Here is a 12,993-nt window from a genome sequence, read left to right on the forward strand (position 1 = left end):
GGTCAGTCCTCGACCACGGTCGGGCGGAACCCGGCCTCCTCGAGCGTCTGGATGACGAGGCCGCGATGCTCGGCACCGCGCGTCTCGACGCTCAGCTGCAGGGTCACCTCGCTGATCTGCATCCCCTGACCGTGCCGGGTGTGCAGCACCTCGGTGACGTTGGCTCCGGCCATCGCGAGAAGCTCGGATACGCGCGCCAGCTGCCCCGGGCGGTCGGGCAGCGGGATGCGCAGCGTCATGTAGCGGCCCGATGCGGCGAGGCCGTGGGCGACGACGCGCTGCAGCAGGAGCGGATCGATGTTGCCGCCGGACAACACGAGAGCCGTCGGGCCGTTCGGCTGCACCACGCCCTCGAGCAGAGCCGCGACACCCACGGCACCCGCCGGCTCCACTACCTGCTTCGCGCGCTCGAGCAGCACGAGGAGTGCGCGCGCGATATCGTCCTCCGTGACGGTCACGACGTCGTCGACGAGCTCCTTGATGATCTCGAACGGGAGGTCTCCCGGACGGGCGACCGCGATGCCGTCGGCGATCGTGGGCGTCGTCCGGACCTCGATGGGATGACCGGCGCGCAGCGACGCTGGGTACGGCGAGGCGTTCTCGGCCTGGACGCCGACGATCCGGATGCGTCGGCCCTCCGCCGCGGCACGCGCCTTCACGGCCGCCGCGACCCCGGCGATGAGCCCGCCCCCGCCGATGCCGATGACCAGCGTCTCGAGGTCCGGGATCTGGTCGTAGAGTTCGAGGCCGAGCGTGCCCTGCCCCACGATGACATCGCGGTGATCGTAGGGATGGATCAGAACCGCGCCGGTGCGCTCGGCGAACTCCGCGGCCATGCGCAGCGGCGTCTCGACCGTCGCGCCGTCGAGGACGACGTCGGCTCCGTATCCACGGGTCGCGAGGAGCTTCGGCACCGGCACGCCCAGCGGCATGAAGATGGTGGCGGGGATGCCGAGCTGCTGCGCCGCGAGCGCCACGCCCTGCGCGTGATTGCCGGCGGACGCCGCGACGACGCCGCGGGCACGCTCCTGCTCCGTCAGCCGTGAGAGGCGGTAGGTGGCGCCGCGGATCTTGAACGACCCCGTGCGCTGCAGGTTCTCGAGCTTGAGATGGATCGGCGCGCCCACCACGTCACTGAGGTGCTGGGACTCCAGGACCGGCGTCGTCGCGATCTGCCCGCGGAGGGTGGCCGCGGCATCCTCGAAGTCGGCCAGAGTCGGCATGCTGCTCACGCGTCGTTCTTCTCTCTCTCGGCGGTCTGGTTGCTCGTGCGTCGCTTCTCGATCGGCACCGTGCTCCAGATGAGGTCGGGCGGTGCGCCGGAGGCGCTCGTCTCCCATCCGCGCTGGGCCAGGTAGACGCCGACGACGTTGACGAACGCGGCCAGCGGCACCGCGAACAGGGCGCCGGGGATGCCGGCGATCAGCGCACCGCCTGCGACGACGAGCACGACCCCGAGCGGGTGCACCTTGACGGCGGATCCCATGAGGAGCGGCTGCAGCACGTGGCCCTCGAGCTGCTGCACGCCGAGGATCACGACGAGCATCCACAGCGCGATCCAGGGGCCGTTGTAGATGAGGGCGAGGATGACGGCGACCGCGCCGGTGACCACCGCGCCGACGATCGGGACGAAGGCGCCCAGGAACACGAGCACCGCGACGGGCAACGCGAGCGGCACGCCGAGCAGGAACGCGCCGAGGCCGATGCCGATCGCGTCGATCGTCGCCACGAGCAGCTGCGTGCGGGCGTAGTTGACGACGGCCACCCAACCCGCGGCTCCCGCGCCGAGGATCGCGGGGCGCGCCTGCTTCGGGAAGAGCCGGGTCGTCCAGCGCCAGATGCCGCCGCCGTCGGCGAGGATGCACAGGAGGATGAAGATCGTGAGCACCACACCGGTCGCGATGTGGCCGATCGTGCTGCCGATCGAGAGCGCACCGCTCCACAGCGCGCTCCCCTGCTGCTGGGCGAGCTTCAGCACCTGGGCGAGGAACTGGTCGATCTGCTCGGTGCTCAGCTGGAGCGGACCGGTCGTCAGGAAGTGCCGGAACTGGTCGACCGCCTCGAGTGTGCGCGACTGCACGGACCCCCACTGCTGCGCGATCTGCCAGATCGCGAGCGCCAGGAGTCCGCCGATGATCGCGATGGTGCCGAGGACCGAGATGACGACCGCGAGCCAGCGCGGAAATCGGTGGCGCAGCATCCAGCTGAAGGCGGGCCAGAGCAGCGCCGTGATGAGGATCGCGATGAGCAGCGGGACGACCAGCAGGTTCAGCTGGATGATGAGCCAGATGCCGACCCCGATCGCAGCCGCGACCACCAGGAGCCGCCAGGCGTAGGCTGTCGCCACGCGCAGACCGCGCGGGATGGTGGGCGAGATGTCGGTGCTGACGGTGCGCATCCGCAGCGCGTCGAGGAACCGGCCGCGGGATGTGTCGTCCGGCTGGGGGGCAGGGCCGCTCATCCAGTCAGTTTAGTGGGCGGTCGTATTCCGCTTGAGAGATGCGAACTCCCTCCCCTTCCACTGTAACGGCCGGGTGGGGGCTTGCCGCAAGGGCCCCTCTCCGGGGCAGAATCATGGGTCCCCGAACCCGTGACCCACACCGGAGCCGCAGACGTGAGACGACAGAGCCCGTTCGACCTTCCCGACCGGCTGCACGCCAAGGACGACCCCGCCCTCATCGGCGGGGACGAGGAGCACTTCGCCCGCATCGCGCAGACGCTGGAGGCGCAGATCGCGCAGCTGACCGCGCGGCTGGACGCGGAGCGGCTCGTGCCCGCCGGCTCGGGTCAGGCGGCGCTCGACCGGGACCTCGAAGTGCATCGCCTCTCCCGCGCGCTGCGCCTGCTCACCCGGTTCGGCCTCGACCTGTGCCTCGGGCGCATCGTCGCCGAGGGCGCGAGCGAGCCGACGTACATCGGGCGGCTGGGACTGACGGATGCGGCCGGCCGCCGCCTGCTCGTGGATTGGCGCACCCCTGCCGCCGAGCCCTTCTTCGCGGCGACGCACGGCGATCCCCGCGGCCTCGTGAGCCGGCGGCGCTACCGATGGGCGGGCGGACGCGTGGTCGACTACTGGGACGAGGTCTTCGCACCCGACCCGTGGAACTCGGACACGTGGCGCGCCGAGCGGGCCGCGCTCGACGACCAGTCGGCCTTCATCGCGAGCCTCGGCACGAGCCGCTCGGCGCAGATGCGAGACGTGCTCGGGACGATCCAGGCGGATCAGGATGCCGTCATCCGCGCGAGGGCGCGCAGCGCCCTCGTCGTCGACGGCGGGCCGGGCACGGGCAAGACCGTCGTGGCCCTGCACCGTGCGGCGTACCTCCTGTACAGCGACCCCCGGCTCGGCGACCGCCGCCGGGGCGGCGTGCTGTTCGTCGGCCCGCATCACGCCTACGTCGCGTATGTCGCCGATGTGCTGCCGAGCCTCGGCGAGGACGGCGTGCAGACGTGCACGCTGCGCGACCTGGTGGCGGAGGGTCGGGATGCCGCTCCGGAACCCGACCGGGCAGTGGCGCGGCTCAAAGGCGGGGTCGACATGGTGCGTGCGGTGGAACGTGCCGTCGCACTGCTCGAGGACCCGCCGGGCTATGACATGATCCTCCGCAGCGAATGGGTGGACGTCGTCATCACACCGGCCGACTGGGCGGCCGCGTTCGGAGCTGTCGAGCCCGGACTCTCCCACAACGAGGCCCGGGAGCAGGTGAGCGAGACCATCCTCGACATCCTCGCGGCGCGTGCCGGGGGTGCGGATCTGTCGGCGGCCGAGCTCCGGCGGATGCTCGCGCACGAGAAGGCGATGGCCCGGGCGCTCGATCGGGCGTGGCCGCAGGTGGAGGGGGCGGACCTCGTCGCGCGTCTGTGGACCGAACCCGAGCACCTCGCCGACTGCGCCCCGTGGCTCTCGCCTGCCGAGATCGCCGCACTGCAGCGAGCGGACGGTCATGCCTGGACCGTGGCGGACCTGCCCCTGCTCGATGCGGCGCGGCACCGCCTCGGCGATCCGGATGCGGTGCGCCGCGAGCGGGAGCGCGAGTCGGCACTGGCCGCCGACCGCGCCTACATGGCCGACGTCGTCGACAGTCTCGTCGCCGCCGACGTGGACATGGACTCCCCGCTCAGCTGGATGATGATCGGGAACAACTCCGGAGACGACGTCCGCGAGAGCCTCGTCGACGAGGCCGTGGTGGCGCCGCGCGACCTCGACCTCCTCGCGGGTCCCTTCGGGCACGTCATCGTCGACGAGGCCCAGGAGCTCACGGATGCCGAGTGGCTCATGCTGCTGCGGCGGTGTCCCTCGCGCAGCCTGACCATCGTCGGCGACCGCGCGCAGGCGCGGCACGGCTTCGCGCAGTCCTGGCAGGACTCTCTCGAGCGGGTCGGCATCGGGCGAGTGGATGTCGCAACCCTTCGGGTGAACTACCGGACACCCGTGGAGGTCATGGCCGAGGCGGAGCCCGTCATCCGCTCCGTCGTCCCCGATGCCAACGTGCCGACCTCCGTCCGCTCGACCGGCCTGCCCGTCGTCCACGCCCCTCTCGCCGGTCTCGACGGGATGCTCCAAGAGTGGCTCGAGTCTCATGAGGAGGGCGTCGCCTGCGTCATCGGCGACGACTCCAGGCCCGACGGCCCTCGCGTCCGCTCGCTCTCCCCGGAGAACGCCAAGGGTCTCGAGTTCGACCTCGTCGCGCTCGTCGACAGCGGGGCGTTCCCCCCGGGGCTGGAGGGAACGGTCGACCGGTACGTCGCCATGACCCGCGCCACGCAGCAGCTCATCGTGCTGGCGGGCTGATCGAGCGGAGGTGTCGGGGGTCGCGGTTAGGCTGGCGCGCGTGAGATCGACCCTGAGCATCGCCGAGGCCCGGCGCATCGCCCTCGCCGCGCAGGGCTTCGCACGGCCCCGCCCCGACGTCGCCGGCAGCCGCCACCTGCGCGGTGCGATCGAGCGCATGGGTGTGCTGCAGATCGATTCGGTGAACGTCTTCGCGCGCTCCCACTACATGCCGCTGTTCGCGCGCCTGGGCGCATACGACCAGGCGGCGCTCGACCGGCTGCTCTTCGCACGGCGGCCGCCGTACGTGGAGTCGTGGGCCCACGTCGCCTCGTTCATCCCGGTCCCCGACTGGGGGTTGTTCCAGTTCCGTCGTGACGACCTCCGCACGCGCTACGCCGGCGAAGGCAGCTGGTACGACGTCAACCGCGAGATCGTCGACTGGGTTCGATCCGAGCTCGCGACGCGGGGACCGCTGCGGCCGGCCCAGATCGAGCACGATGCCAAGGAGACGCGGCGGGGACCGTGGTGGGACTGGGACGTCGTCAAGAACGCCCTCGAGCACATGTTCCTCTTCGGCGACGTCGCGATCGCCGGGCGGCGGGGGTTCGAGCGCCGGTATGCGCTCGCCGAGCAGGTGATCCCCGCCACGGTGCTCGAGAAGCCCGTGCCGCGCGCCGACGCCGTGCGCGAGCTCGTCGCGCGCGCGGCACGCGCGTACGGCGTTGCCACCGCATCCGACATCGCGGACTACTACCGCGTCAAGGACCGGCCCGGCATCATGACAGCGATCCACGAGCTGGAGGATGCCGGCATCCTGCAGCCGGTGGTCGTACGGGGCTGGGAGCGGGCCGGGCGGCCCGCGCCCGTCTGGGTGCACACGGAAGCGGTGCTCCCCCGCCGGGTGGAGGCGGCGGCCATCCTCACGCCGTTCGACCCTCTGGTGTGGTTCCGCGATCGCGCCGAGCGGCTGTTCGACTTCGAATACCGCATCGAGATCTACACCCCCGAGCCTCAGCGGCGCTACGGCTATTACTCGCTGCCCGTGCTCGTCGGGGACGACATCGTGGGACGGGTCGACGTCAAGGCCGACCGGCAGTCGTCGCGCCTGCTCGTGCAGTCCGCCTGGTGGGAGCACGGGAGGCCGGCGGACGCCGCCGAGCGCCTGGCCGAGCAGCTGCGCCTCGCGGCCGTGTGGCAGGGCCTGGAGCGGATCTCCATCTCGAGCTGGGGCGATGCCACCGGCGATCTGGCGGCTGCGATGCCGGATGCCGAGCGTCACGAGGCGCGCGCGGGTCTCGCCGTCGTTCAGTCGTAGACCGGCTCGAGTCCGAGCCAGGCGGCCAGGGCGGCGATCTCGGCATCCACGGCATCGGCGATCGGCCGCGTGAAGGGCACGTCCTCATGGACGGCATGGATGCGGAGCACCCCCGCCTTGCGATCCGCCTTGGCGTCGAGCTTGCCGACGAACCGGTCGCCGTGCAGGATCGGCAGCGCGAAATACCCCCACCGTCGCTTCGCGGCCGGCTTGTACATCTCGAGGATGTACTCGTAGTCGAAGAGCTCCACGAGCCGGCCGCGGTCGAACACCATGCGGTCGAAGGGCGACAGCAGCGCCGTGCGCGGAGAGAAGGACTCTGCCGCGGCGAGGGCCGCGGCATCCACCCGCCACTCCCCCTGCACGCCGTCGACGACCGCGCGCTCGCCCACGCCGCCGACGTCGATCGGCTCACCCGGCTGCGCGACGCTCTTCTCCCGGGCGATGCCCAGTGCTCCGAGGCGTCGCTCCGCCCGTTCCCGGACGGCGTCCTCGTCGGCCAGTTGTGGCGAGTCGGCGGGGTACACGCGCTCGGCGAGATCGAAGAGCCGACCCTTCGCGTCCCGGCCCCATACGGCCGCCTCACCGCGTGCCACGAGGACCTCGATCATCTGCTGCGCGTTGCGGTTGTTCGTCCAGCCGCTCGAGCGCCACGAGACCTGCGCCGTGTCGGGCACCTGGGCGGCATGCACCGGGCCCTCCGCGCGCAGGCGCTCGAGGACGTCGGCGCGGAACCGCGTGTTGGCCTCGAACCACGCCCGTGTGCCCTCCCAGAGCGGCGCCCGACGCATGTCGGGACGCAGCAGCGGCAGGTCGGTCATCGGGCGGTAGAAGCCGCCCCACTCGAAGACGGCGCGATCCACCTGCTCCACGCGGGCGAGATCGGCCGGCTGATACGGCCAGCCGATCCTGCTCCAGAGGATGAGATCGGCGCTCGGGGCGACCGCGGCCGTCGGATCGACGTTGACGATCGTCAGCCCGTCCACGGCCTCCACGATGTCCGCAGGGCGCTGCGCGGTCAGCAGCTGAGCCGCGACCGCGACGCGACGCGCGGTGTCCCGGTCGAGCGTGAGAGGCATGGCCCCGACGCTACCGCGGGGCGAGGACAGCGCTCAGAACTGGACGCGCGGAGGCTCGGAGATGGCGGCTCCGTCGACGACCTCGAAGAACTCCCGCTCACTGAAGCCGATACGGCGCGCGAACATGTTGTTCGGGAACACTTTGATCTTGGTGTTCAGCTCGCGCACCCCGCCGTTGTAGAACCGGCGCGAGGCCTGGATCTTGTCCTCGGTGTCGACGATCGACTGCTGCAGCTGCAGGAAGTTCTGGCTCGCCTGCAGCTGCGGGTACGCCTCGGCCACCGCGAACAGCGACCGCAGGGCCTGCTGCATGTGGCCTTCGGCGACGCCCGCCTCGGCTGGTCCCCTCGCCGACAGCGTCTCGGCCCGCGCCTGGGTCACGTTCTCGAAGACCGCCTTCTCATGCGCGGCGTAGCCCTTCACCGACTCGATGAGGTTCGGCAGCAGGTCGGCTCTCCGCTTGAGCTGCACCGTGATGTCGCTCCATGCCTCGTCGACGCGCACGTTCAGCTGCACGAGCGAGTTGTACGTCGCCCAGAGGTAGATACCCACGATGAGCACCAGCACGACGACGATGAGGGCAGGGATGAGCCATTCCATCAGGTGGAACTCCTTCGCGAGATAAACCCCATACTAACGAGGGCGCCCGACGGCAGCCCCGACCTCCGAGGACTCTCAGGCCTTACTCACCGAGCACGCGCTCGAGGTAGGTGTTGCTGAACATGCGCGTCGGGTCGAGCCGGTCGCGCAGCGCCAGGAAGTCGTCGAATCGCGGGTAGCGGTCGCGCAGGATGTCGGCATCCAGCGTGTGCATCTTGCCCCAATGCGGACGTCCGCCGAATGACAGCATGATCTTCTCGACCGCCTCGAAGTACTCCGTGGGGTTCTCCCGGTAGTACCGGTGCACGGCGATGTAGCCGGACGCACGGCCGTGCGCGGTCGACATCCAGAGATCGTCGGCGGCGGCGAAGCGCACTTCCACGGGGAACGAGATCCGCCACCCCCGTTCGTCGATGAGGGCGCGCAGCGCCTCGAAGGCCGGACGGACATTCTCGGCCGGCAGCGCATACTCCATCTCGCGGAACCGCACGTCGCGGTTCTGCGTGAGAACCCGGTTCGACAGGTCGGTGTACTCGCGATTGCCGGTCAGTTTGACCGCGAGACGCGAGAACGGGGGCACGACGGACGGGACGAGGGTGCCGGCCGCGCAGACCATCCGGTAGAGGCCGTTCGACAGCAATTCCTCGTCGATCCACTTTCCGACGCGCGGCAGCGGCTGACGGGGCGCGCTCTCGGGAAGGCGCGTGTGGGTCTTCGTCAGCGCCACGTCCGTGTGCGGGAACCAGTAGAACTCGAAGTGATCGGCCGCCGCGACCCGCGTGTCGAGAGTCTCGAGCACCTCGTCGAGGGGCTCCGGGTGGTCCACCGCCTGCAGGACGAAGGCGGGGACGCACTGGAGCGTGACGTCGACGAGGATGCCGAGAGCGCCGAGGCCGACGGCGACCGCGGGCAGCAGCCCGGGGTTCTCTTCGTCGTTGACGGTGAGCAGCGTGCCGTCGCCCGTGACGAGCGTGACCCCGACGACCTGGGTGGCGATGCCGCCGAAGCGCGCACCGGTGCCGTGGGTTCCGGTCGAGATCGCACCCGAGATCGACTGGCGGTCGATGTCGCCGAGGTTCTGCATGGCGAGCCCGTAGGGGGCGAGGAGCTTCGGCACCTGGTGCAGGCGAGTGCCCGCGAGCAGCGTCACGCGCGACCGCTCGCGGTCGACGGCCACGATGCCGGTGAGGTCGACGAGGTCGAGGAGCACGCCCGGCGCGACGGCGATGCCGGTGAAGCTATGACCGGCACCGATGGCCTTGACCTGCATCCCGCGCTTGGCGGCGGCCTGGACGGCTCGCTGGACCGCACCGGCGCTGCTGGGCAGCTCGACGAGCTGCGGGCGGACACGTGCCGAGCGACCCCAGTTGCGCCATTCTCCGGCCGGTCGTGTCACAGGAACGCCTTCCCCTCGCCGCGGTAGGTGGGAACCTCGCCCGCGATGCGATCGTCGTCGATGAGCAGGTAGCTGCCCAGTCGCTCGGCGAGCTCGCCGCTCTTGGAGTGGCGGAACCACACGCGGTCGCCCACCCTGAGCTCTCGGGCCGTGTCGCCCTGCAGCGGGGTCTGGACCTCGCCCGTGCCCTCGCGGCCGAGCGTGTGCAGCCCCTGCGGCCAGACGGGCTTCGCCTGACGGGAGGCGAGCGGCGGGCCGGAGGCCACCCATCCCCCGCCGAGCACCGTGGCGATGTCGGGCAGGGGCTTTCGGACCACATCCATCGCGAATGCGGCGGCCGGCGCCGGGTCGAAGATGCGGTAGCCGTCGAAGAGGTGCCCGGCGAGCAGCCCGCTGCCGGCGGTCACCTCGGTGACGGACTGGTCGGATGCCGTGAGCTCGAGCGATCCGGTGCCGCCGCCGTTGATGAACTCGAGGGGGGCGATCTCGCGGAGCGCGGCGACGATGGCCGACCGGCGCTCGAGGAGCTCCTGACCGGAGCGGCGCTGCATCCACCTGATGACGGGCGCGTCCGCACCCGCCTTGTCGGGCTGTCCGGCGATCTGCGCCTCGTACATCATGAGCCCGACCAGGGCGAAGCCGGGGCGGGTGGTGATCGCGCGGGCGAGGTTCGCGACCTCGCCCGGCTCGTGGACGGGCGAGCGCCGCACGCCGATGTGCCCGAGGCCCGGGGCGCGCCACGATGCATCGGCGTCGATCGCGACCCGGATGACCGGGCGCGAGCTCGCGGGGACGACCGCGTCGACGAGATCCAGCTGCGCGAGATCGTCGACCATGAGGGTCACCCGCGCGGCGGCCGTCTCGTCGGCGGCCAGGCGCGCGATGGCCGCGCGGTCGGCCGTCGGGTAGCCCAGCACGATGTCGTCGTGGTCCTCGGCGAGCCAGAGCGCCTCGGCGAGCGTGAAGGCGAGGATGCCCCGGTAACCCGGCAGGGCGAGGGTCGCGTCGATCACCTGTCGGACGCGCACCGACTTGCTGGCGACGCGGATCGGCACGCCGCTCGCGCGCACCGCCATGTCGAGCGCGTTGTAGCGGAGGGCGGCGATGTTGATCGCGCCGACGGGAGCCGGCACGTCCGCGATCGCGCGCGACATCGCCCCCCAGTACGCGTCGGGATCGTCCCACGGGAGACCGTGCGCAGACGCCGCGGCCGGCGGGTAGGCCATCAGGTCCAGATCAGAGCTCCGTTGCACCCGTAAAGCTTACGGGAGCGACGCATCCGTGAAATCCAATCCCTATGCCGGTGGGATCGAGTCCCATCCCCTGTGGAGGCGCGCCCTCAGTCCTCCGGCTTCGGGCGGCGCACGATCAGCCATGCGCCCACCGCTGCGATCGCGACGACGACCAGGCCGATCCCGATGCCGAGCCAGACACCCGCGTCAGGAGGCGGTGACGACGCGGCGTCGGAGTGCGAGCTCTGCGCGGGGGCTGTACCGCACGCCGGATGCGTCGACCCCGCCGCCTTCGGGCTGGCGGAGACAGCGGCATCCGGTGCGTACGTGAACGTGTAGGTGCCCGAGACGGGGTGCCCGTCCGACGACACCGCCCGCCACGCCACCTCGTACGTTCCTGCGGGACCCATCGCGACGGGCACCGTCACCTCCGGACCGGACAGCTGGGCGCATCCGGTCTCGTAGTACTTGCCGTCAGGCCCGACGAGCTCGACGACGTCGGCGCCCTGCCCGCCGATCGGGTCGCCGCTGAAGGTGAGGGTGAGCTGCGTGATCGGGCCGGCGGTGGTGGAGCCCTGCGCGGGCTCCGTCACGAGCAGGCTGTCGTGCGCCGATGCAGCGGACGCCGTCGCGAACACGCCTGCCAGCGCGATCGCGACGCCGGCGAGACCGAGAAGGATGCCGCGGCCGGCGGCGCCACGTCTCATTCCGACCGCCGACGAGCGCGGAGGACGAACGCCGAGAAGAGCACGCTGCCGAGCGCGAGGATCAACGCCGTGATGCTGAGTCCCAGCGCGATCCCCGCGGCCGGCGCGGTGGCGGCGGCCGCATCGGCGGCGGAGCGGACAGGGGGCGCGGACGTCGCGTCGTGGTGCTCGTCGACGGGCGGGGTGTCCGTGATGTAGATCACCGGCGCCGGCTCGAGCGTGTCGTCCTTCGCGACGTCTTCGGGCGTCGCCTTCCACTCGACGACCGTGCCGTCGCTGTAGGTCTGCGTGACCGGGAGGACGATGTGCCCCGTCTTCGGGATCGGACCGAGCGACACGGTGAGCAGCTGGAACTGTCCCGGGGCGATCCCCGCGCCGTCGGCGGCGAACGTGATGCTCGCGGGTGCCTTCGTGATGGTGTTGCCGGAGACTGTGACGGGCTTCGGGAGGTCCTGGGTGGCGACGGCGGCGGTCCACCCGGGCACCGGGCGGTACGAGACGCTCGTCAGCGGCGTGTCCAGCGGCAAGTGGACGACGAGCTTCGTCGTGCTCGCGGTCGTCGACTCGTTCGGAGCACGGAACGTGACGTACGCCCAGCCGCCGGGGGCGGCCGTGTTCGGATCGACGGTGACGTGCGCGCTGGCCGCGAGCGGGGCCGCGACGGCGAGCGCGATGCCGGCGGCTGCACCGACGACAAGGCGGGACAGGGACTTTCTGTGCATGTGGGTTCTCTCTGTGCGGCGCGCGCGGAAGCGCCTCCGCGCGCGAAGGTGAAGGGTCTCGGGTCAGGCGACGACCGGAGGACCCCTGCGCGGTGCGAGAGAGAAGACGGACAGGTTCGCGAGGATCGCGGTGCCGTCGGCGGGCTCGGGGATGCGGCGCGCCGGCGACTCCGGAGCACCGAGCAGCACGCGCGCCACGAACGACCAGCCGACGAGGTCGAGAAGCGCCCGGAGGGCGCGCTCCCCCGCACCGAAGGCGACGATCGTGAGCAGGGCGGCCACCGCGTGGCCCGCCCACATCGCGGGGGACGTCATCCGGTGTCCGTCGAGCGCCGGCAGCATCGCGGGCATCACAGCGTGCATGTGGTCCGCCATCCCTGCGCCCACCGTGCCGGGTGCGACGCGGCCGACGTCGCCGACGCCGATCTGCAGCAGCCCGTGGAAGACGAACTGGCTCGCGACGACCGCGAGGGTGAGGCGCATCCACGACAGCCTCCGCCCGGCGAGCAGAACGCAGACGGGCAGTGCGACCGTGAGGGCGAGGACGATGCCGAGCAGCGGCGCCGCATCGCCGGCGGCGAATGAGTGCGACAGCGCGGCGACGAAGACCGAGAACGCGGCGGCGAGGCCGCCTCGCCACGCCCGTCCCGCTCGCGATGCCATGCGTCTCCCCCGATGCCGTTCCGCCTTCGAGTCTAGGCCGTGCGTCGCACCCGCCCGGGAGGTGCTGGAATGGGCGGATGCAGACCTCTCTCGCCGCGGTCGACTTCTTCGCCGCGAAGCTCGTCTATGAGACCGACCCCTCAGACCTCGCCGCCGCGCGGGCCTCGGGCAACCCGCCGCTCGTCATCGACACGCGCAGCGAGGCCTCCTGGCGGCAAGGGCGCATCCCGGACGCCGTGCACATCCCGAACGCCGAGCTCGCCGAGCGGATCGGCGACGTCGCGCCCGAGCTCGACCGCGAGATCGTCGTCTACTGCTGGGGCCCCGGCTGCAACGGCAGCACCCGCGGCGCGCTGATCCTCGCGACGCTCGGCTACACGAACGTCAAGGAGCTCATCGGCGGCTTCGAGTACTGGGCCCGTGAGGGACTCGCCGTCGTGACGGAGAACGGTCGCACACGACGGGATGCCGACCCCCTGACCGCGCCGGTCGCGCCGGCCTAGGA

12 protein-coding genes are annotated in these 12,993 nt (G+C 71.4%); 3 read left to right on the forward strand and 9 right to left on the reverse strand.

Annotation, left to right across the window (positions count from 1 at the left end):
- Positions 1–2: 2 nt before the first annotated feature.
- The gene (ilvA, locus tag SM116_RS12255) at positions 3–1,223 is read right to left on the reverse strand and encodes a threonine ammonia-lyase (protein ID WP_320944168.1); all 1,221 of its coding nucleotides are present in this window, start codon (positions 1,221–1,223) and stop codon (positions 3–5) included.
- A gap of 5 nt (positions 1,224–1,228) precedes the next feature.
- Positions 1,229–2,461: an AI-2E family transporter gene (locus tag SM116_RS12260; RefSeq protein ID WP_320941263.1), complete on the reverse strand. Its 1,233-nt coding sequence runs from the start codon at positions 2,459–2,461 to the stop codon at positions 1,229–1,231.
- A 153-nt stretch (positions 2,462–2,614) separates the two neighbouring features.
- Between SM116_RS12260 and helR the strand changes: the two genes are divergently transcribed.
- Positions 2,615–4,792: an RNA polymerase recycling motor ATPase HelR gene (helR, locus tag SM116_RS12265; protein ID WP_320941264.1), complete on the forward strand. Its 2,178-nt coding sequence runs from the start codon at positions 2,615–2,617 to the stop codon at positions 4,790–4,792.
- Between the two features lie 40 nt (positions 4,793–4,832).
- Positions 4,833–6,089, forward strand: coding sequence for a winged helix-turn-helix domain-containing protein (locus SM116_RS12270; RefSeq protein ID WP_320941265.1), 1,257 nt, complete (start codon positions 4,833–4,835; stop codon positions 6,087–6,089).
- On the opposite strand, the gene SM116_RS12275 is transcribed toward SM116_RS12270, so the two are convergent.
- From SM116_RS12275 to SM116_RS12305, 7 genes are all read right to left on the reverse strand, one after another.
- Entirely contained in the window at positions 6,080–7,168 is a 1,089-nt protein-coding gene (locus tag SM116_RS12275; RefSeq protein ID WP_320941266.1) for a DNA glycosylase AlkZ-like family protein, read from the reverse strand. The genes SM116_RS12270 and SM116_RS12275 overlap by 10 nt on opposite strands.
- A gap of 33 nt (positions 7,169–7,201) precedes the next feature.
- Complete coding sequence (locus tag SM116_RS12280; RefSeq protein WP_320941267.1) at positions 7,202–7,768, reverse strand: LemA family protein; 567 nt, start codon at positions 7,766–7,768, stop codon at positions 7,202–7,204.
- Between the two features lie 82 nt (positions 7,769–7,850).
- The gene (locus SM116_RS12285) at positions 7,851–9,164 is read right to left on the reverse strand and encodes a D-arabinono-1,4-lactone oxidase (RefSeq protein ID WP_320941268.1); all 1,314 of its coding nucleotides are present in this window, start codon (positions 9,162–9,164) and stop codon (positions 7,851–7,853) included.
- Positions 9,161–10,390 (reverse strand): alanine racemase, encoded by a 1,230-nt coding sequence (locus SM116_RS12290; RefSeq protein WP_320944169.1) that lies wholly within the window; start codon positions 10,388–10,390, stop codon positions 9,161–9,163. Before SM116_RS12290 ends, SM116_RS12285 begins: the two co-directional genes overlap by 4 nt.
- A gap of 113 nt (positions 10,391–10,503) precedes the next feature.
- Entirely contained in the window at positions 10,504–11,103 is a 600-nt protein-coding gene (locus SM116_RS12295; RefSeq protein ID WP_320941269.1) for a copper resistance CopC family protein, read from the reverse strand.
- The gene (locus tag SM116_RS12300) at positions 11,100–11,825 is read right to left on the reverse strand and encodes a YcnI family copper-binding membrane protein (RefSeq protein ID WP_320941270.1); all 726 of its coding nucleotides are present in this window, start codon (positions 11,823–11,825) and stop codon (positions 11,100–11,102) included. The genes SM116_RS12295 and SM116_RS12300 overlap by 4 nt, the downstream gene beginning before the upstream one ends.
- A 63-nt stretch (positions 11,826–11,888) precedes the next feature.
- Positions 11,889–12,488 carry a hypothetical protein gene (locus SM116_RS12305; RefSeq protein WP_320941271.1) on the reverse strand — a complete coding sequence of 200 codons (600 nt, stop codon included), beginning with the start codon at positions 12,486–12,488 and terminating at the stop codon, positions 11,889–11,891.
- Between the two features lie 77 nt (positions 12,489–12,565).
- Between SM116_RS12305 and SM116_RS12310 the strand changes: the two genes are divergently transcribed.
- Complete coding sequence (locus SM116_RS12310; protein WP_320941272.1) at positions 12,566–12,991, forward strand: rhodanese-like domain-containing protein; 426 nt, start codon at positions 12,566–12,568, stop codon at positions 12,989–12,991.
- The last annotated feature ends 2 nt before the right edge of the window (positions 12,992–12,993 follow it).

It is taken from the genome of Microbacterium rhizosphaerae (assembly GCF_034120055.1).
GTDB lineage: Bacteria > Actinomycetota > Actinomycetes > Actinomycetales > Microbacteriaceae > Microbacterium > Microbacterium rhizosphaerae.

Bases quoted from the DNA above. Each gene is read 5' to 3' on its own strand.
- SM116_RS12310 (WP_320941272.1), top strand. From the start codon at position 12,566: ATGCAGACCTCTCTCGCCGCGGTCGACTTCTTCGCCGCGAAGCTCGTC.
- SM116_RS12305 (WP_320941271.1), bottom strand. From the start codon at position 12,488: ATGGCATCGCGAGCGGGACGGGCGTGGCGAGGCGGCCTCGCCGCCGCG.
- SM116_RS12260 (WP_320941263.1), bottom strand. From the start codon at position 2,461: ATGAGCGGCCCTGCCCCCCAGCCGGACGACACATCCCGCGGCCGGTTC.
- SM116_RS12300 (WP_320941270.1), bottom strand. From the start codon at position 11,825: ATGCACAGAAAGTCCCTGTCCCGCCTTGTCGTCGGTGCAGCCGCCGGC.
- SM116_RS12295 (WP_320941269.1), bottom strand. From the start codon at position 11,103: ATGAGACGTGGCGCCGCCGGCCGCGGCATCCTTCTCGGTCTCGCCGGC.
- SM116_RS12280 (WP_320941267.1), bottom strand. From the start codon at position 7,768: ATGGAATGGCTCATCCCTGCCCTCATCGTCGTCGTGCTGGTGCTCATC.
- SM116_RS12290 (WP_320944169.1), bottom strand. From the start codon at position 10,390: ATGGCCTACCCGCCGGCCGCGGCGTCTGCGCACGGTCTCCCGTGGGAC.
- ilvA (WP_320944168.1), bottom strand. From the start codon at position 1,223: ATGCCGACTCTGGCCGACTTCGAGGATGCCGCGGCCACCCTCCGCGGG.
- SM116_RS12275 (WP_320941266.1), bottom strand. From the start codon at position 7,168: ATGCCTCTCACGCTCGACCGGGACACCGCGCGTCGCGTCGCGGTCGCG.